Origin of the sequence: Schleiferilactobacillus harbinensis (assembly GCF_008694105.1) — a bacterium.
Lineage (GTDB): Bacteria > Bacillota > Bacilli > Lactobacillales > Lactobacillaceae > Schleiferilactobacillus > Schleiferilactobacillus harbinensis.
The window spans coordinates 2,288,921-2,308,761 of sequence record NZ_CP041364.1; the positions used below are offsets into that span (position 1 = coordinate 2,288,921).

Annotated in this window: 16 protein-coding genes; 6 read left to right on the top strand and 10 right to left on the bottom strand. The window is 50.7% G+C overall.

Annotation, left to right across the window (positions count from 1 at the left end):
• Positions 1-18: 18 nt before the first annotated feature.
• Positions 19-1,383 (bottom strand): extracellular solute-binding protein, encoded by a 1,365-nt coding sequence (locus FMM01_RS11345; RefSeq protein ID WP_027827873.1) that lies wholly within the window; start codon positions 1,381-1,383, stop codon positions 19-21.
• A gap of 229 nt (positions 1,384-1,612) precedes the next feature.
• On the opposite strand from FMM01_RS11345, the gene FMM01_RS11350 reads away from it, so the two are divergent.
• Positions 1,613-2,734: a GntR family transcriptional regulator gene (locus FMM01_RS11350; RefSeq protein ID WP_150392594.1), complete on the top strand. Its 1,122-nt coding sequence runs from the start codon at positions 1,613-1,615 to the stop codon at positions 2,732-2,734.
• A gap of 99 nt (positions 2,735-2,833) precedes the next feature.
• On the opposite strand, the gene FMM01_RS11355 is transcribed toward FMM01_RS11350, so the two are convergent.
• A complete protein-coding gene (locus tag FMM01_RS11355) occupies positions 2,834-4,276 on the bottom strand; it encodes a glycoside hydrolase family 43 protein (protein ID WP_027827871.1) in 1,443 nt (480 codons plus the stop codon).
• 104 nt (positions 4,277-4,380) lie between these two features.
• Here FMM01_RS11355 and FMM01_RS11360 point away from each other — a divergent pair, with 104 nt between their 5' ends.
• Positions 4,381-5,271, top strand: coding sequence for an ArsR/SmtB family transcription factor (locus FMM01_RS11360; protein WP_027827870.1), 891 nt, complete (start codon positions 4,381-4,383; stop codon positions 5,269-5,271).
• A 47-nt stretch (positions 5,272-5,318) separates the two neighbouring features.
• Here FMM01_RS11360 and FMM01_RS11365 read toward each other — a convergent pair whose 3' ends face one another.
• The 7 genes from FMM01_RS11365 to FMM01_RS11395 form a co-directional block, all read right to left on the bottom strand.
• Positions 5,319-6,557 carry an arabinan endo-1,5-alpha-L-arabinosidase gene (locus FMM01_RS11365; protein WP_150392595.1) on the bottom strand — a complete coding sequence of 413 codons (1,239 nt, stop codon included), beginning with the start codon at positions 6,555-6,557 and terminating at the stop codon, positions 5,319-5,321.
• Positions 6,548-7,168 carry a DUF624 domain-containing protein gene (locus tag FMM01_RS11370; RefSeq protein ID WP_190973353.1) on the bottom strand — a complete coding sequence of 207 codons (621 nt, stop codon included), beginning with the start codon at positions 7,166-7,168 and terminating at the stop codon, positions 6,548-6,550. Before FMM01_RS11370 ends, FMM01_RS11365 begins: the two co-directional genes overlap by 10 nt.
• 21 nt (positions 7,169-7,189) lie before the next feature.
• A complete protein-coding gene (locus tag FMM01_RS11375) occupies positions 7,190-8,059 on the bottom strand; it encodes a carbohydrate ABC transporter permease (protein ID WP_223849934.1) in 870 nt (289 codons plus the stop codon).
• Positions 8,060-8,073: 14 nt separating this feature from the next.
• Positions 8,074-9,015 (bottom strand): carbohydrate ABC transporter permease, encoded by a 942-nt coding sequence (locus FMM01_RS11380; RefSeq protein ID WP_027827866.1) that lies wholly within the window; start codon positions 9,013-9,015, stop codon positions 8,074-8,076.
• 63 nt (positions 9,016-9,078) lie between these two features.
• Complete coding sequence (locus FMM01_RS11385; RefSeq protein WP_027827865.1) at positions 9,079-10,437, bottom strand: ABC transporter substrate-binding protein; 1,359 nt, start codon at positions 10,435-10,437, stop codon at positions 9,079-9,081.
• Positions 10,438-10,494: 57 nt separating this feature from the next.
• Positions 10,495-11,487, bottom strand: coding sequence for a glycoside hydrolase family 43 protein (locus FMM01_RS11390; RefSeq protein WP_150392597.1), 993 nt, complete (start codon positions 11,485-11,487; stop codon positions 10,495-10,497).
• A gap of 352 nt (positions 11,488-11,839) precedes the next feature.
• Entirely contained in the window at positions 11,840-13,114 is a 1,275-nt protein-coding gene (locus tag FMM01_RS11395; RefSeq protein ID WP_051225140.1) for an MFS transporter, read from the bottom strand.
• A gap of 240 nt (positions 13,115-13,354) precedes the next feature.
• On the opposite strand from FMM01_RS11395, the gene FMM01_RS11400 reads away from it, so the two are divergent.
• The 4 genes from FMM01_RS11400 to FMM01_RS11415 all read left to right on the top strand — a co-directional run bounded on the left by FMM01_RS11400 (position 13,355) and on the right by FMM01_RS11415 (position 18,628).
• Positions 13,355-13,759, top strand: a complete 405-nt coding sequence (locus tag FMM01_RS11400; protein ID WP_150392598.1) for a VOC family protein — start codon at positions 13,355-13,357, stop codon at positions 13,757-13,759.
• 192 nt (positions 13,760-13,951) lie between these two features.
• A complete protein-coding gene (locus FMM01_RS11405) occupies positions 13,952-14,818 on the top strand; it encodes a PRD domain-containing protein (protein WP_150392599.1) in 867 nt (288 codons plus the stop codon).
• Between the two features lie 101 nt (positions 14,819-14,919).
• Positions 14,920-17,139 carry a glycosyl hydrolase family 95 catalytic domain-containing protein gene (locus FMM01_RS11410; protein WP_150392600.1) on the top strand — a complete coding sequence of 740 codons (2,220 nt, stop codon included), beginning with the start codon at positions 14,920-14,922 and terminating at the stop codon, positions 17,137-17,139.
• A complete protein-coding gene (locus FMM01_RS11415; protein ID WP_150392601.1) occupies positions 17,132-18,628 on the top strand; it encodes a PTS transporter subunit EIIC in 1,497 nt (498 codons plus the stop codon). Before FMM01_RS11410 ends, FMM01_RS11415 begins: the two co-directional genes overlap by 8 nt.
• 58 nt (positions 18,629-18,686) lie before the next feature.
• On the opposite strand, the gene FMM01_RS11420 is transcribed toward FMM01_RS11415, so the two are convergent.
• Entirely contained in the window at positions 18,687-19,646 is a 960-nt protein-coding gene (locus FMM01_RS11420; RefSeq protein WP_190973354.1) for a LacI family DNA-binding transcriptional regulator, read from the bottom strand.
• Between the last annotated feature and the right edge of the window lie 195 nt (positions 19,647-19,841).

Below are 19,841 nucleotides of genomic sequence, written 5' to 3' on the forward strand. Positions count from 1 at the left end.
GGCCACACCTCGCACTCTCTACTTCTGCGTATCTGTGTTTGAATCGCCGACAATGCCTTTCACGTCAGTTGCATACTTAGCAGCGGCGTCGCTCGGTGATTTCCGACCGGCAGCTACCGACTCAACCATTTGCTGGATTGCAATCGATACCTTAGGGTACAAGTCGTTTTTGGGCCGGAAGTGAGCATTCTGCAGAGCCTGAGTGGCCTCTTTAATAAACGGCTTCTTCAAGTATTCAGGATCTTTGGCTGCGTCATCACGAACTGTCAACGTACCTTCCTGCAATGCCCGAGTCACTGCTAGCTGCTTTGTATTCATGGCTTTCATCACAGTCCAAGCGGCCTTCTTGTTCTTTGAATTCTTAGGTAATGCCCAAGACCAGCCGCCAGCCATTGTTACGTATCCGGGTTTCTGTCCTTTCTCTGTCGGCATCAAGTTGAAGGCCAACACCTTAGTCATATTAGCGATGGGTGCTGCGCCATCCTTGGACCAATTCCCTGTGTTCCAGATACCATCCATGGCCATCCCCACCTGATTCTTGGGAATCCGATCTTGGAAGATCGTAGAACCGTAATTACTGCTCATGACAACAGACAAACTTGGCCCGGTTTTATCCTTGTTGTAAATCTGGTTAATAAAGTTCAATGTGGCCAGGATGCCCTTAGAATTGACATTCCACTTCTTAGTTTTTTCGTTGTATAGTGTTTCTCCAGTACCGTAGAGCAACTGTTCAAATGTTTGCATCGATACAGATTCGCCGTTGGTCGTCGAAACACCCATGGCGAAGGGAATAACATTCGGCTGCGTTTGCTTAATCTTCTTAGCGGCAGTGAGAATATCGGCCCAACTCTTCGGTGCCCAATCGGCAGCTAATCCGGCCTTTTTTGTCACTACTAGGTCAGTCCAGATACCACGGGCATCTGTCGTTCCCGGAATACCATACTGTTTGCCGTCAGAACCTTGACTGCCTTTCTTCAAAGCAGCTGTGAACTTATCCCAGTCGGACCATTTTGCCACATAGGAATCCAATGGCTCCAAGTAGCCGGCCTTAGCATCCGCTGGCAGAATGAACGTATCTTCGTTGACAATATCCGGTGTGGTATCTGCGGACTTCATTGCCAGATCCAGCTTAGAGAAATAATCGCCTTCTGACGCGTTGATTGGTTGCAGCGAAATCTTGATTTTTGGATTCTTCTTCTCGAAATCAGCAATCCACTTTTTGGAATAGATCCGGTACATGCTGTCGCCCTTACCTGTTGCCCGCCAAGCGACTTTAACTGTTGTTACCCCATCTGAACTATTGCTTGAACCCGAACCGCACCCGGCTAAAAGTGCAACGCTGGTAAAAATGCCAAGAGCAAGTGCCCATTTACTTAGCTTCATGATTGATTCCTCCATAATTGCATGCTTACTGTCTTGCCACCATTTGACCTGTTTTATATGTCATTTATTCCCCCTTTTCTATATTAATTATTCTAACGGTCTTTTCAGGTTAGATATTAGGCTTGAAAAAAGGGAATGTCAACGCTTACACTAATATATGAGCTATTGTACTTGATTTTATGTCATTTAGTAGTATGCTACTTAGAAACACCTCTAGGGGAGAGTCACTATGGAGTATTCAACATACAAGCCGCTTTACGAACAAATCTTTGAAGATCTGAAGACTCAAATCAACGCCGGCCATTATCCGATCGGCGAAAAGTTGCCGCCCGAAAAAACACTCATGGGTACTTATAAAGTAAGCCGTATCACCGTCCAAAAAGCTGTCAATTTGTTGGCCTCCGAGGGCATCGTCACCCGCCGGGCCGGCGTGGGGACCACCGTTCTTAAGAAAACAGAGCTTTCGCCGCACAAAAAAATGCTCGGCGCTATTTTGCCGGGCATCTTGGAAAGCTTTGGTGCTAAATTACTGATTGGTCTCACGGACGCCGCAGCCAAAAAAGGCTATCCACTCATTATCAAGTTTTCTGGTGAAGACGAAGATCAAGAAAATCAATGCTTGCAAGAATTGCTTGACGCCCACGTCAAAGGGATCTTTATTAATCCGTTACAGCGGTCTTTTTATGACCCGCTGCTCATGCAACTTATTCTAAAGAAGTTTCCAGTAGTCGTTATTGATAAGCAGCTTGTCGGCATTGATGAAGTCTTCGCCGGGACTAACCATTTAGCAAGCGCCCGCCAACTAGCCCAACAAATCAGTGCCTTTGGTCATCAAAACATTTGCGTAATCGGATATCATGACGTTTCTAATTCCACTCTAGCTATTCGGCAGGAAGCATTCTCCCAAGTATACGCTACAACCGATTATCCGCTGAAGGCCAGTGCGTTTGCTAATATCATTGAAACCACTTATGCCCATCACGACGGGAAAAATGCGCTGGCGGAAGATATCCAGCGCATTAAAGACTGTATTATGACTAACAAGCCAACTTGTTTGATTGTTCTGGACAGCTATATTGGCTCATTGGTGCGCGAAGCCACTATGGAAATGGGCCTCTCCGTTCCGTTAGATATCGGTATTGCCGGATTTGACCCAAATAATGATATTATTCGCAGTGTCCGTTATACCTGCATTGTCCAGGATGAAGAGGCCATCGCCGCATCGGCGGTAGACCTGATGACCAAAATCTTGACCAATAAACCATTAGCAAACCGCACAGTGAAGCTACCGTCACGCTATATTGACTACGGTACTGTCGTTAATCGCGGCCTGATGCATGCGATCCCGTAATCTGCCTCACTATTGGCTGCTGGTAACAATAATCAGGCCGCTGTCTCCTCGCCATCAAGTAGGCAGACAGCGGCCCGATTGCTATGCGCCATTTCTGTCTTATCGCGTCACCATCCGCCGCATAAAGACCGGTTCGCCCTGCGCATCCGTCCCGCTAAACATCATCGTCTGCGCTTTCTGATAGGGATCCCAGGAGGAAATGAAGACTCCCGAGTAGGTAGTTTGATTTGTTTTCAATGTTGCCTGACCGTTCTTATTGGTCCAGCTGCCGGTTACTTTCCCCGTCAGTTTGCCATCTTGATCGACCGTCGTTGTTTTTGCCGTCGCCGGATCCTCAGTGATCAGTTTATTCATTTGGACGATCTGATAATCGCCAATGACCTGCTTGGTCGTGTAATTCGTCTTGGTTTCCTGATCATAGGGCGCCGGATTCAGTACCGGCCACCCGTCGCGGGTAAAGAACATCTGATGCACGCGGTCTTCATAATATTCGCCGCGGCCGGGGAAGCGGGTATGGAACATCACGAAATACTTCCCGGTCTGTTTATCTTGGAAGGCGGTGTTGTGGCCAGGCGACACGTAGCCCACTTGCTTGCTGCCCTCTTTCCAAGTGAAATTACCAATGAGCTTGTTGCCGTAGTCTTGGATAGCGGCATCATCGAAGGTCGTGCCTAATTTACCGCGAATATCGGCAGCTTGCTGCCCCTGAACATCAACGAATCCGCCATTCGGCTGGCGGGAGCGGAAGACCCGCAGATTATAGCCGCCATCAGCGCTCAGCCCGCCAAAGGACAGGAATAAGTAGTAGTAGTCGGTCTGCTTGTTGTAGAGCATGTAGGCCCCTTCGATGCGGACGTGGTTGCCGCCGAGCAGCCGTTGGCCGTAGCCTTGGCCGGGATACGGTTTGCCTGTCTCTTCGTCCATCTTGAGGATAAAGATCCCGCCAGAATATGATCCGTAAACCATCCACAGTTGACCCGTCTGATCATGGAACACGTGAGGATCGACCACATTGGGCTGTTGGGTGGCGTCATACGCGGCATCGTCTTTGATGGCGCCGCCGGAACGCAGGATAATGCCCTGGTCTTTGTAGGGGCCAGTCACTTTGTCCGCCACGGCCACGCCCAACACTGAAGTTGGCGAACTGCCTTGGCAGGCACAATAATACATGTAATATTTGCCGTCCTTTAACTGTTCGATATCGCCTGCCCAAAACGTATCAGTTTCTGCATCACTGAGCGCTGGGCCCAATTCTGCGGTGATATTGCTGAACAGTTTGGTATCTTTCACACTCGTCGATAATTGCTGCCACTGAATCAGATTCTTAGACGAGGCGAACTGCATGTGGGAACCAATGATGTAATACCGCCCATTGGTTTGCACAATGGACGGATCGTGGACCGTCGCCGGTGCTGCTTTAGGGGCTGTTAATTTCTGGGCGACCGGGGCCGCGGCTGCTTGCTTTTGACATCCTGCGGCTGTCCCAGCCAACAGCACCGCACCCAGCAGGGCAAGCCAGCGCGTAACGCGATTGAGTTTCATTTTTTTGAACTCCCTTTCTATTAATCAATTGATTATTGTTCGGTGTTGAATTAACATGTAGTGTGTTGTAAGCGTTTAATAGTTGATTGACGGAGGAAGAAAACATGGAACTAGATATCTCAACCCGCTCCTTGGCTGCCTATAAAGCGTTGGCCAGTCCAGTCCGGTTGGAAATTATTCAGAAACTCTCGCACCGTAAAATGAGCGTTAAGGATTTAGCTAAAGAATTGAACCTGAGCAGCGCGATCGTTTTGATGCACTTGGGGAAACTCGCCGAAGCGGGTCTCATTGGTTTTGAACGCGATGGGCACAATAAGATCTCCCATTTAAAAGTGGACAAGATCAATATCCGTTTTCCGCAAATGATCTACCCCGCTTTCGACTCGTATACGGTCCAATTGCCCGTTGGCCATTTCACCGATTTCGAGGTGACTCCTTCATGCGGCATGGCTGGTCAAGATGACTTCATCGGGAAAGTGGATACGCCCGGGTACTTCATGGATCCCGATCGGATCAATGCCGGAATGATTTGGTGGACCGCCGGCTTCGTTGAATATCAGTTCCCGAACTATTTGGGGCAAAACGACAAACTCGAAATGCTGGATTTGTCCATGGAACTGGGTTCCGAATTTCCTTTTTCAAACAACGTTTGGCCGTCAGATATTACCTTCTCCATCAATGATCAAGAAATCGGCACTTGGACCAGTCCTGGCGACTTTTCGGACATTCGCGGCAAATACACCCCGGCCTGGGTGCCCGATAACGTGAACCAATACGGCATTATGAAGACTGTCCGAATCAATCATGACGGCAGTTTCTTGGATGCCCAACCATTCTCCGACGTGACGCTGGAGGATCTCGACCCCCATGTCTCTTCCTTCAAGGTGCGCTTTGCTATCAAGGAAGACGCGGTGAATCAAGGCGGCTGTACGATTTTTGGCAAAGGCTTTGGCAACTATGATCAAGATATCGAATTAAAGCTGTACCATAGTTAAGCAAATGGGCAGGAAGATAATCAATATCCCCTGCCCATTTTGTTGTCTTAACCGGCCTTTTTGCCTAAAACGCCCCATCCTTGCGGCGTGATGCCGCTAAATACGACTCGGGGCTGATCAATCGCCCAATCGTATTCCTGCCATACGTTAACATGACCAACCCCGACCAGAACGAATTGTTCCGGCCCGACTTGCTCGACATCCGCGGCGGTGAGGGTGACCCGTTGGCTCTCAATGGGATCAGTGGACGCAGTCAAAGAGACAATGTCCCAATCACCAACCACCGATTGCTGCGCAACCGAAATTGAATAGGCAGCGCCGTAGACCGGCTCGGGACTCACCACCGGCCAGCCGTCCACCGTCCAATGCAGCTGGCTGACCAACCCGAATGAAGGTCCGCCGGCTACTGCCCGGTTATGGTACACAAGATACTGCTTTGGGCCGACATCAAGCACTGAACAGTGCCCCGGAGCAAGCAGCTGAGCCGATTCGCCAGCAAAATGCCGGCTGCCCAAGATTTTCGTACCGACTTGATCGGCCGTCAGCGGATCATCTGCAATCAAGTTGTGTCCTTGAAAATCGCGGTATGGTCCAGTAATCTGTTTGGCTCGTCCAACCCGAATGTTGTACGAATAAGCCAAGGAATCATACGAGACAAAGAGGTAATACTCCCCGGTCAGGGGCGAATGATAGATAAACGGCCCTTCGATCGAACCGTTATTCAAAGCCCGCGGCCGAGCGGCAATGCGCACTCCCGGGTCATCAGGTTTCTTTAACATGCCGGTAGCTGGATCCAGCTCTGCCAGATAAATACCAGCAAAGAAAGACCCGTAACACAGCCACTGCCGCTTACCGTCTTGAATCACATTGGGATCCAGTGCATTCCGTTGATCTTGGCCGCCTTCGGTTGTCAGTACCAGTCCCTGGGGTATGAACGGTGCATCCAAATCAGCCGCAGTAGCTAACCCGATGGCTGACCGTCGGGAACCAAACGTTGAGGCAGCGTAATACAGCCGATACTCATTGCGTCCAGACACCACTTCCGGTGCCCACAATCCTTGCGCCTGGCTCCAATCTTGGGCATCTGCCGGTACACCGGACAGCGCCTGATCCTGATAGTGCCAATGAATCAAGTCTGGCGAATGACGGCGCTGAATCCCTTGGGTCGGCTGGCCGTCAATCATGGTATCCGTAGAAAACATCGTATAGCCCCGGGAATCAGGTATAATCGTCGGGTCATGCACACCGCGGGTCCCAATTTCTGCCAGCAGTGCCGTTAGTTCCATGCCTGCCGCTCCTTTTGAGATACTGTTGCCCGCGCGGTCAGCTTAACTGGCAGCGCATAATAAATCCCAACTAAGTACACACCCGGCAAAGCCGCCCCAATGATGGGGCTGACCTGCAAACTAATGACCGCCGCCAAGGCAAAGACAGCCAAGACGCCGATGTACCGGCCAAAGAAGGCAAACGGCAAAACTAATGCCTGCTTCAAATGCTGGAACGTCGGCTGATCACTACCTTTAAGTAACAGTAGATTCAGCATCACCATCCCATAATACGGGGTGATCACCAGTAGCGGCCACAGCAGCGGCAGCTTCAACCCCAGCACGGCGTACCAGTCCAGCAGCAAAACCAGCGAGCCGATGGTGTTGATTATCGATAACTTCAGCAATGGCCGCCATTGAGTCCGATAACGCTGGTAAAACAGTTTCGCCAACGCCAGCACGCCCAATTCATGGTCTTGCAGCATCCGCTGAATCGTATAGAGTGCCGCTTCTGCGGCGGGCAAAATACCGGTGATAAAAAGTCCGGCCAAGGTGCCCAGCAGCAGGCACAGACTGATCATCAGCACTTTCTCAAGCGCTAATAATACATCCATGATTTTCGTTGCCCACATCATGGGGACCTCCTTTCTAAATTAGTTCTTCATCCCAGACAAGGCCACGGACTCAATAATCTGCCGCTGGAAGATCAAGAAGATGATCAAAATTGGCAGCATTGAGATGAACGATAAGCCCATGATCAACGGATAGTCCGTTTGAGTGGCATACGTCGCGCTTAAGTTGGCGATGACTACCTGCAACGTCTGTTTCTCTGGAGAATTCAAGTAAATTAACGGCCCCAGGTAATCGTTCCAGGCACCCATGAACCACAGAATAAACTGGGCAGCCACGGCCGGCCGCATTAACGGGAAAATGATCCGGGAGAAGATTGTCCAATAACTGGCGCCGTCAATCTTGGCCGACTCAACGACCGAATCGGGAATGCCTTGGAGATATTGCCGCAGGAAAAAGATCATCGTGATATTACCAAACAAACCAGGAATGATCAGCGGCTTCAGCGTATCCACCCACCCAATTGTGGAGAACATCATGAATTGGGGAATCATCACTGCGGGATACGGGATCATTAGACCTACCAGAAGCAGCAGGAACATGGCATTCTTATGGGGCATCCGTAATTTGGCGAACGAGAAGGCGGCCATACAGGAAGTAAACGAGCCAATAATCGTCACGGAGAGCGAAACAATGATGGTGTTCATGAAGCCGGTTTGCAACTGTGATAAATGGAATAGTCGCTGATAGGCATCCCAATGAATCGGATTGGGAATCCATTGCGGCGGCAATTGGAAGACTCCAGTTTTGTCTTTCAATGATGTGGAAATCATCCACAGCAGCGGACCAACCATTAAGACGCCGCCGGCAATCAAAATGATGTAAATGAAGAAATCTGCGATCCGGGTCGTCTGCTTCTGGGACATTTTATGCGTACTTGATTTTGCTAACACAGTCAGTCACTCTCCTATCCCAGTTTGTAATCCGACCGGCGGTTCTGATAGAACTGCAAAGCCGTGACAATGAAGATAATGATACCCAAGATAATGGACATCGCCGACGCGTAACCCATCTGGAAGTTCTTGAAGGCTTTCTGCCAAATGTACCAAACGATGGTTGCGGAACTAAACTCTGAACCGCCGGTCGGGGTCATGATATTGACTTCGGTAAAGAGCTGCGACCCGCCGATGATATTCGTGATTACCAAGAAGAAGGTCACTGGTTTGCACATCGGCCAAGTAATGTTTTTGAATTTCTGCCATGAGTTAGCCCCATCAAGTTCAGCAGCTTCATAGAAAGTCTGCGGCACACTCTGAATTGCTGCCAGGTACAGCAGCATCGAATAGCCCAAGCCTTTCCAGACACTCATCGCCACAATGGCCGGCTTAACGGTGTGCACATTTTGCAGCCAGTTCGGGCCCTTGATCCCAACCAGTGCCAGGACTTGGTTAACCAAGCCGTAGTCCCCGTTATAAGCCCATTGCCACATGATGGCGATGGCGGCCAACGAAGAAATAACTGGAATATAGTAGATGGTCCGGAAGAACGTCGTCCCCTTTAAGCCTCGGGATAATGCCGACGCCAGGATGAAGGACAAAATCAACCCAATCGGAATCCCGATCATCATAAAGAATGTATTCCATAACGATTTCCAGAAATAGTTGTCGGTCAGCATCACCTGGAAGTTGCGTAGGCCTACCCAGTTCATTTGGCCAATGCCATTCCAATCAGTGAATGAAGCAAATACTGCGTAAGCGGCTGGGAATAGTGTAAAAATCAGAAAACCGATCACCGGCGGTAAAATCATCAAAAATGCGACGCGGTGCTCGTTTTTATATAGCGACGAATCGTGGGCCCGCCGCTTCTTACGCCCATCAACGGGGGCTTTATCTTTAACTGTCGATTCCATGACGTATTGCTGCTCCTCTCAAAGAAAAGGGATGTGCAGCCACATCCCCTTTCAGTCATTAGGTTATTTGCCGGCGGTTGCTTCGGCAGTCTTTTTTTGCTGATTAGCTGCATCAAGTTTAGATTGCATCTTCGGTTGTTCTTCCTTGACGAACTGGGCAGCAGTCTTTTTACCATCGAGTACCGGCTGAATGTCGGTATAGAACATGTCGTACCATTCGGCGTTGTAAGTCGTTGCGCCAGGCAGGCCGCGTCCGTATTTCTCAACAATATCCAAGAATTCTTGACGATTTTCCGGCTTGCCGTGGTCTTTTTCGTTCGCCCACTTGTTAGCCATATCTTTCAACGTCGGAATCTGAATCATATTGTCCACCAAAATTTGTTGGGCCTTCCGGTTTGTCGACAGGTAGATGGCTAAATCAGCAGCATCCTTGCCGTACTTGGTTTTCTTCGATACACCAATCCCCAAGGAACCAACATAAGCGGCAGGCTTGCCCGTACTCATTGTCGGCCAAGGAATCAGGTCATAGTCGAACTTCAGCTTGCTGTATGTCGGCAAATCCCACGGACCAACCGGGAAGAAAGCCAATTGCCCCTGCATCCAACGCTGGTAGGTGTCCAGCGATTGGGACTCCTTGACAGACGGTGTGGTGTGATACTTGTTCTGTAAATCAGCGAATTCTTGTAGGGCATGGGCAAACTTCGGCGTATTTACAGTGACCTTAGTCTTGTCCTTGTTGATCCAGTCAGCCCCATTACTCCAAGCCAATGCCGGCAAGGACCACACAACGTTGAAGCCAGTGCCGTATTGATCGATCTTGCCGTCACCGTTGGTATCCTTCGTCAACTTTTGGGCTACTTTGACGAATTCTTCCCAAGTGTAGGCTTTATCCTTGTCTGGCAACGGAATGTTATTTTTCTCAAACATAGTCTTGTTGTAGCCTAGTGCAAAAGGTCCCACGTCTTTAGGCAGCGCATAGAGATCGCCCTTGCCGACTTGCTTGCCATCGTAACGGTAGCTGTCCACACCATATTTCCAGATGTTATTCAAATCAACTTTGGAATCCTTCACGTCTTTGGAGATATCCCGCAAAACACCGTTGTCGGCATAGGCCATCAAGTTGTTTTGTTCAACATAGAAGACGTCCGGCGTCTTATTCCCCGAGATCGCCGCTTGCAGCTTCGTTGCATAGTTGTCGGCACTGGTCATGATGATCTTGACGGATACATCTTTATGCGCCTTTTCGTAAGCCTTAATGGCCTCGCCATAGGCTTTCTTTTCCGCATCCCCACCCCGGAACATAAAGGTCAATTGGTGCTTACCATTAGCTGAGCCTGTCGATTTGCTGCCGCAGGAAGCGAGCAGGCCGACCGAAAGCAAGGCCATAGCTCCCAGCATGACTTTATGAATAAATTTTGACATGATATCTCCTCCACAAATAGTGAAATCATATTGTATTGCTGACTAACAAAATAATGACTACATCGCGACGGGCGTGATGTTGTAATTGTACGGGACCGGTTTACCAAAATCCGGGTTGCCCGCAGCATCCCAGGTGAATGGTTGAATCTTCGTGTGCCGATTCGGGTCAAACAGCGGATCGCCCTTGATATCGGTGTAATCCCGGCAATGGTAAACCAGCATATCGGTATGACCGTCTTCGGCAATGGTGAATGAATTATGGCCAGGCCCGTACTGTTTTTCCGCCATATCACTCTGAAAAACCGGATGATCCCATTTCGTCCAACTGGCCGGATCTAACAAATCCGCATCAACGCTGGCTTTCAACATACCCATGCAATAATGCGCATCGGTGGCACTGGCGGAATACGTCATGAAGAGATGCTCTTGATGACGAATCACGGCTGGACCTTCGTTTACCCAGAAGCCCTGCGTCTCCCAATCGAATTCCGGTTTCGACAACATGACCGGCTGAGTCTTCAGCGTCCAGGGGTTGGCCATCTCAGCAATGTAGAGATTGGAATTCCCTTTGATCTGGGGATCCTTCTGGGCCCAGACATAGTACAGGCGGTTGGCGTGTTCAAAAACAGTGGCATCCAGGCTGAACGTATCCAGTCCAGTTTGAATCTGACCCTTTTCTTCCCATGCATCTTCACCGGCCATGGGATTTTGCGACTCACAGGCAATACAGAACATCCGGTGCTGAAACAGTCCGTCTGGCCCAGGCCCGGTACTGGGAGCGGCTGCGAAGTAAATGTACCAGCTCCCCTGAATGTAGTGGATCTCCGGCGCCCAGATCAGCTGACTCATTGATCCTTGGTCATGTTTCCGCCACACGGTACGCGGCGCGGCATGGGCTAAACCTTCTAGCGTGCGGGCCCGCCGAATTTCGATCCGATCATAGGCCGGTACCGAAGCGGTGAAGTAATAATACCCATCTTCGTGTTTGTAGATGAACGGGTCGGCCCGTTGAACAATTAACGGGTTAATGTAGCGATCACAAGTTGCCATGACGACTTTCTCCTATTCCTCAATTAGCTCTCTCACACATGTGCATCTACAGAGTATGCCGAATTGGAACCGATTGCAATAGCATTTTCCATATTATTTCTAGAATTTCGTCATTTAAACTGCTAATTTATTGTTTAAAAAGGGCAATAAGTGGGGTTATTCTAATCTTGATTTGCATTTTTAGTGTTTTACACAAACGAAACAATATATTTGTTAATTTCAAAGCAAGGGGCTCAACGCTAATATATCAGCATTGAACGAATCATTCTTCAGTATATAAAAAAGCACTCGCCGCGAAGCAAGTGCATAAAGATTCAAATATCATTGCCGTATGGGTGAGGTACTCAATGGATTATGCGGGAAACTCCGCCAACAGTGCCGTCCGCTGGACATAAACCACGGTAATGAAGCTCATCAGCAGCGTCAGTAAGCCCACCCCCAAGAGAATGATCCATGCCGCCATTCGGTCAAAGAGAAAACCGAAGACCAATGTGCCCAGCGGCATTAGCAAACTGGAGATGGTCCCAGTCAGCATGAAGACGCGGCCCTGCATGGCCTGTGGGATCAATTTTTGCATCATCGTGCTGATCGGCGTATTGATGACCACCAGGATAATGCCGTTGGCGACATTCAGCAGCCCGTAGAAGAATACGTTCCCCATCATGGGCCACGCCATTTGTTCCGGGACCCCGAGCAAGGTCAGGACACTGCCGAGCAGCATGATCCCCCACAGAGAGACCAGAAACGGGTGGTGTTTCAGCGTGATCATACTCAAGGCGACCCCGCCGAGGATCATGCCGACAGCGAAACCGGAATCCGTAATTCCATATAGTGTATTGGGCATCTTCAGCACTGTGACCTGCAGGTACGGCAGGCCGACATTGACAGCGGCGAAGAGAAAGTTGATGCCCGCGCCGAAGAGACAGGAGAGCAGGATCAGCCGATTGCCTTGCAAATACCGCAACCCTTCAGCGAAGTTGGCCAGCAGCGATTCTTTAGCCGCCGGTGTGGCGGGTATTTCGGCCGTTGCCGATTCAGCAGCGGGTTTTGCCACGGTAAAGTTGAGTCGCAGGATGCACACCAGCGTCAGCAGTTCGAAAACAATTTCGACCAAGGCAAACGCACCGATAGATACAAACGAGTAAATAACCGCGCCGATAATCGGACTGATCAGTTGAGCCAGTGACGATACGGACTGATTCAACGAATTGACCCGCTGCAGCACATCTGTGGGAAATAAAGTAACCAGACTGGCAGACAGCGCCGTACTCAGGAAGCGGTCGGTAATCGTTAGAATAATCAGTAACCCGATCACTTCTGGATAGTAGAACGCGGGCCACCACATGAAGGCCAGGGCAAAGAGGAGCAGCCCGATACTGGTACCGATCTGTGCCCCAATCATGATTGCCCGATGGGAGCGGGTATCCACCATGTAGCCAACGAACGGCGTCAGCACTAACGCCACCAGCGGTCCGACCATCAACGTGATGCCCATCCCCAAGGCCGACCCGGTTTTGTGTAATATGTACAGCCCGATAGCAAACGACAGCATGCCGCTGCCAAACATGCCGAAGAAATTCGCAGTCAGCAGTGTGACCATTTGGCGAAACGTTTTATCTTTCTTCATCGTACTACTCTCCCTCACACAGTAATTGACTATACAGTATACTATGTGCCAACCGATGTTATCGGTCCTAAGGCTGATGTTTTAAAAAGAGTGGGATGGCATTTTATCAATCTTCCATGAAATTAGGCCGCCCAGTATCTCATTTATTACCCAGAAGCTGTTGCTGTGGTATAATTTTCTAAATTATACGGTGTGCGGAACAACACCACAATGCGTATGGTCAAGGGGAGTGGGATGCTCATGGCAATTAATGGTGCATTACATCATGTGGAGGTCTATGTCCGTAATTTAGACAATTCCAAACAGTTTTATGACTGGCTGCTCGTGGATCATCTGGGCTACCGCGTCTATCAGCAATGGCCCAGCGGCATCAGTTATATTCTCGGCGAAGGCACTTATCTGGTCTTTGTCCAATCTCAGAAACTGCAACAGGCGTACAACCGAACGAACGTGGGGCTGAACCATTTGGCATTTAATATGGTCGGCCAAGACGCCGTTGACCGGTTGCGTGCTGACTTGGGGCGCCTACCATACCATGAACTTTATGCCGAGCGGTATCCGTTTGCCGGCGGGCCGGATCATTATGCGCTGTATCTTGAGGATCCGGACCGGATTAAAATTGAGATTGTAGCCGTACTGGCCTAGCGTTCCAACTAATTGACTGAATCTGACGATAAATGGTCACTTGTGACTCTGATAAATGGCAAATGGCCAGTGATGTTACCGTTTACATTGCAATTTATCCGTGTTACACTACAGATATAAATCAAAGGATTGTCACTGGCCCCAAGTCAGGCAAAACCGATTGCCTATTTGGGGTCTCTTTGTCCGTCTATCTTGTTTAATGGAGAGGAGGACATCAGGCGGATCGTCAAGATTCTGAATAATAACGCCGTCATCTCCCGGGATACCGGCGGCAGCGCCGTTGTTTTAATGGGTACTGGGATTGGCTTTCAGCGTAAGCCGGGGGAAAGCATTCGGCCTGCTAAAAATTTGCAAACCTTCGTGCTCAGTGACCCGGAGGAATCGGCAACTCTGATTGAGCTGTTGCGCTCATTCCCGCCTGAAGAATCGGAAATCGTCCGGGAAAGTATTGCCATCATTAAAGAAGGGCTGGCCAAGCCGCCGGCCCCGACCATCGTCCTCACCCTCACCGATCACTTGCATCAGGCGATTACCCGGGTGAAGAACGGCGAGGTGCTGCCTAACCCGTTACAACCGCAGATTCAGTCGTTCTACGGTCCAGAATTTGCCATTGCCAAACGGGTGGTGAACCACATCCGCACCAAACACGGTATTGCCCTGCCGGATGAAGAGATCGGCTACATCACGCTGCATATTGTGAATAGTGAAAATAACCGCACCACCCTGCAGGAAACAGTCGCCGTGACGAGTTTGGTCGCGGAGATTCTCGCCCTTATCAAACAGTTTTATGACCAACCGCTGGATACCGACAGCGATGATTATCGCCGGTTGATCATCCACCTGCAATTTTTTGCCCGCCGCTTCATTGAACAACGCGACTTCACGACCACGACCGTGGATATCTCCGAGCTGGTGCGCACCAAGTTCCCCGAAGCATATGCCTGCGCCACCGCCATTGATGCTTTCTTGCAGCAAAAAAAGCGCCGGGGGATCGGTGAAGCCGAGAAGGGCTATCTCACTATTCACATTGCGCGTCTCACCACCCAACCTAATCATTGAGATTGTTACTGGCCCAAGGCCAGGCAAAACTCTAAATCGATCCAGTCTAATGTCTGGATCTGATTTGGAGTTTTTTTAATTCAGAAAGGAGTTCGATCATTATGTCAATTTGGAGCCCTGCGCCAGCTAAAAAATGGGAGCGCTATTACCCGCTGGGCAGCGGTCGTTTGGGGGCCATGATTTCCGGCGATACCCGAGAAAACACCATTGTCTTGAACGACGACCGCTTATTCAGCGCCCCGCGCAACCATCGAGTCAACCCGGACGCGGCAGCGCACGCGGCCAAGGTCCGCGACTTATTGTTTGCAGGCAAGGTCATTGAAGCGGAGGAATTGGCTGGTCCGACCATGTTCCCGGCCCCAGCCAAACAGGCCAACTATGAGGTGCTGGGCCAGTTAAAGATCAGAAACCGCTACGTGGACTATTTTGAGAAACCCGTCAATTACCGACGCACACTCGATCTGAATACGGCGCTGTATACCCAGGAATATACCGGCCGCCAGGATGGTCACACGTTTGAAGCCTTTACTGCCTTAGAAGACCACGCCTTATACGGCCACTTCACGGCCACCAATAACGTGCTCGCCTTGAATTTCACCCTCACCCGGACAGAGGAACGGTACGAACGGGTCAATCGGCTGGATGATCATACCATCCTGATCAGCGGCCACTCCGACGGTCTGCACGGCCGCCACTTCGGCATCAAGCTGTCCGTTTTTGCCCCCAGCGGTTTCGTGACTGTTTACGGTAATACCATCGTCGTCTCCGAAGCCCATGACTGCTGGTTCCGAGTGACCAGTGCCGTGGTCCCCACCAGTGACCCCTTCTACCCTGACTTTGCCCAGCAAGTGCCGGTCACTGCAAGTACCTACGCTGATGTGAAGGCAAAGAACATCACGGCTTATCAGGCCCTTTATCAGCGGACAGACTTCAGTTTGCCTGACGACCCGGCCTTGGCCCAGTTGCCCACCGCTGATCGGTTGGCGCGGCTGAAGAAAGGAGCCGAAACAGATCCGGGGTTGATCGTTACGCTGTTCAACTATGGCAAATATTTGCTCATTGCCAGCAGCGAGCCGGGGACCCACGCGGCTAACCTGCAAGGAATTTGGAATCAGGATCTGACGCCGGTCTGGGGCAGCAAGTACACGATCAATATCAACACAGAAATGAATTACTGGCTGACCGGCCCTTTGAACTATGACGCCCAGGAAAAGCCCCTGGTGGACCTGTTTCTGCTGGCTGTTGACCGCGGCCATGACACGGCCAGAACGATGTATGGTTTGGCCGGCAGTGTCATTCACCACAATCTAGACATTTACGGCGACGGTGCGCCGCAATCCACCACGATGAGCGGCACACTGTGGCCCATGGGCGGCGTGTGGCTCGCCAATGAATTGTGGCGCCACTATCAATTCAGCCGAGACGAAAAACTGCTCACGCGAATCTACCCAGCCTTCAAAGAACTGGCCGCTTTCTATAATGCCTTCCTAGTCAAAGATCCAGATGGTTATCTCGCCGCAGCACCCAGTGTGTCCCCAGAAAACTACTACGTGGTGGATGGTCATTATATTGCTAGTTTGAGCTATGGCACGACCATCGATAATAGTTTGTTGCGCGAGTTCTATGGGGCGTTGATCTGGATGGCCCGGCATCTGGGGAAAGATGCGGACTTGCTCATTGCTTGGCAGAAAGTGTTAGACCGGATTCGGCCCACGGCGATCGGCCCGGACGGTCGAATCCGCGAATACGTCCATGATTATCCAGAAATCGATAAGGGCCACCGGCACTTTTCGCCCTTATATGGTCTCTTTCCGGGAGATGAATTCACGACGCCGGAACTCAAAGCGGCCGCCCGCAAGTTCATCGACTATCGGCTAAAGCACGGCAGCGGCCAAACCGGCTGGAGTCTGGCCTGGGTAATCAACCTGTTCGCCCGCCTCGGCGATGGCGAAGCTGCCTGGCAAGCGATCAACCGGATGTTCACCCAATCGACCCAGGATAACCTGCTCAACAGCCACCCGCCGTTCCAAATCGACGGCAACTTTGGTTTCAGTAACGCCATTGCTGAAATGATCGTCCAGAGTACGCCGACAGAAATCACTTTATTCCCGGCGCTGCCTGCTGCCTGGTCGACCGGCCATCTGACCGGTGTGCGCACGCGGGCGGGCGTAATTTTGGATATTGCCTGGGCCAATGGCTACCTGACAGAGTGCACGATACATGGCGATTTGCCTGCCGCGGTGCCTGTCCATCTGGCACCGCAATATCTTGATCCCAACAAGCCTAATCCGCTAGAGAAAGAAGGACATGATCATGGATAACAACAAACTTGCCCAAGAAATCGTTGATAAAATTGGCGGTAAAGATAACGTCAACAGTTTGGTCCACTGCGTCACCCGACTGCGGTTTAAACTCAAGAATGAGGATTTAGCTAAGACTGATGAGATCAAGAGCTTGGACGGGGTCGCCACAGTCGTTCAACAGGCCGGCCAATACCAAGTCGTGATTGGTCCGAACGTGGCTGACGTCTATGACGAAGTGATTCCGTTGCTGGGCAGTCATGTTGGCGGCGGTGAAGTACCCGCCGATTATGATATTTTGGAGACTGCCGCCGCAACTGCGCCGGCTAAAAAAGAGAGCATATTCAGCCGGCTGATCGATGTCATTTCCGGTGTATTCACTCCGCTGCTGGGATTGCTGATGGCAAACGGGATAATGAAGGGGCTGCTGATTATTCTGGTTGCCACCAACATCGCCCCGCAGAAATCGGGCACGTTCCAGATCTTCAGTATCGTCTCCGACTGTTTCTTCTATTTCTTCCCGGTATTCCTTGGCTATACGGCGATGAAAAAATTCGGTGGAACAGCCTTCATTGGGATGGGGATCGGAGCTGCGTTGATTTACCCGCAACTGCTCACCATCATGCAGCAAAAGCCGCTCTATTACCTGTTTGCCGGTACACCATTTTCCTCTCCGGTATACTTGACCTTCTTCGGTATCCCAGTATTACTGGTAAATTATGCCACTTCCGTGGTGCCGGTCATTGTCGCCAGTTATGTTGCGGCAAAACTAGAAAAGCGCATTACCAAATGGGTCAATGCTAACCTGAGATCGTTCCTCGTCCCCTTCCTGATTTTCTTAATTGTCATTCCCTTGAGTTTCATCGTCATTGGTCCAATCACGAGCTGGATCTCCCTTGGTTTAGGTGCCGGTGCCCAGTGGCTGTTCAATCTCAGCCCGATTATCTTCGGTATGCTTTATGGCGGGCTGATCCAATTTCTCGTCATCTTCGGCGTGCACTGGGGCTTCGTTGCCCTATCGCTCAACAACTTGACGACATTAGGCTACGATCCTATCACGATTATGGGTGCACCCTCCGCGTTAGCCCAAGGCGGGGCTGCCTTAGCCGTGACGTTACGTACCAAGTCTAAAAAAGTTAAAGCAGCCGGCTGGTCGGCTTTCATTTCTTCCCTCTTCGGCATCACTGAACCCAGTGTCTACGGGATCAATTTACCGCGGAAAAAGCCGTTTGCCTTTGCTGCTGTTGGCGGCGCGGTCGGCGGGGCCATCTTCGGGTTGCTGCAAATTCGACAGTATGCGCCGGGCCCTGGGGGACTGTTAACTTTCTTAACGATCATGAACCCTAAACAAGGCATCACCAATACTATTATTTTTGCAATGATTGCCTGTGTGGCGGCGTTCGTCGTTGCTTTCATCCTCGCTTATATCTTCTTTGATGCCACTGAAGATGATACCGTGGATGCCGAAGTTGCACAGGCGGCTGCTACGGAGTCAAGCCAAACCGCATAAACAAGCAGCAGAATAGCAGCATCTCGCCACTTGGCGGAATGCTGCTATTTTTATTGACTCATTCTACTTTTTGTCCAACATGCAGGGTCACGGGTAGCTGGTATGTCGTTACCTCTTCTGCATTCCCCGTCATGCTGTTCCGCAGCAATTGGATCGCCAGCCGGCACAAGTCATCCAACGGTTGGATCACCGTCGTTAAACTCGGATAGTACTGGCGAATGAATTTTGACCCGTCAAACCCCGTAACCAGCGGCCGCTGGCCGTCTGAATAAGACTCGCAGACGGTGATGGCCGTTAAATCATCGGTGCACAACACCGCGTCGTAGTCATGGGCCGCCAGCTGGTGGCGAATCAGTTGATTGCGAACAGGCGCCGGCTGATCAAAGGGCAGCGCCACTTGATCCACCTGGATCGGTGCGGTTAATGCCGCCCGCATGCCGGCGATGCGCGGGGATAACGGTGCGAGATCTTCCTGGCTGCCAGCCAAGATCAAGCAGCGCCGGGGCTGATGCTGGGCCACATACTGGCCAATCAGTTCGCCGCCAGCCTGGTTGTCGCTGCCGACCATGGGAATGGTCGGTGACAGTACCCGGTCAAAGGCCACGGTAGGTACCGTCGGGTTTTGATAATCGGCCAGATCCGGATTATGGGTACTACTGATGATGCCGTCGACCTGGTTGGCCGCCATCAGCCGCAGGTACATTTTCTCCTTCTCCGGTTCACCGTTGGTCGTACACAGCATCGTTTGGTAGTGCAGCGCAAAGAGTTGCTGCTCCACAGTTTGGAATAACTCAGCATAAAAAGGATTGATGATATCCGGCAGCACCACCCCCACTGTATGGGTTGCTTTACCGTGCAGGTTACGAGCGGCAATGTTGGGCTGATAATGCAGGGCGTCCATGGCCGCCTGCACTTTTGCCTTGGTGTTGGCACTCAGGTAGCCGCGGTTATTGATCACCCGGGAGACCGTCGCGACGGACACCCCCGCCTTTTTTGCCACATCCGTAATGGTTGCCATGCTGCATAACCCTCCTTTAATCTTCGTCAGTGTAGCACGATTGGCCATTTGTGTAAACGATAACACTGTTCTTTCTCGGTAAACTGATATACCACCAATCACCAGCAGATTCCAATATGTAAACGATTGACATATTCATAAAAACAGGTATTATAGGAAACGGTTACAAAACAGCGACCGTATTTTTCCGAAGGG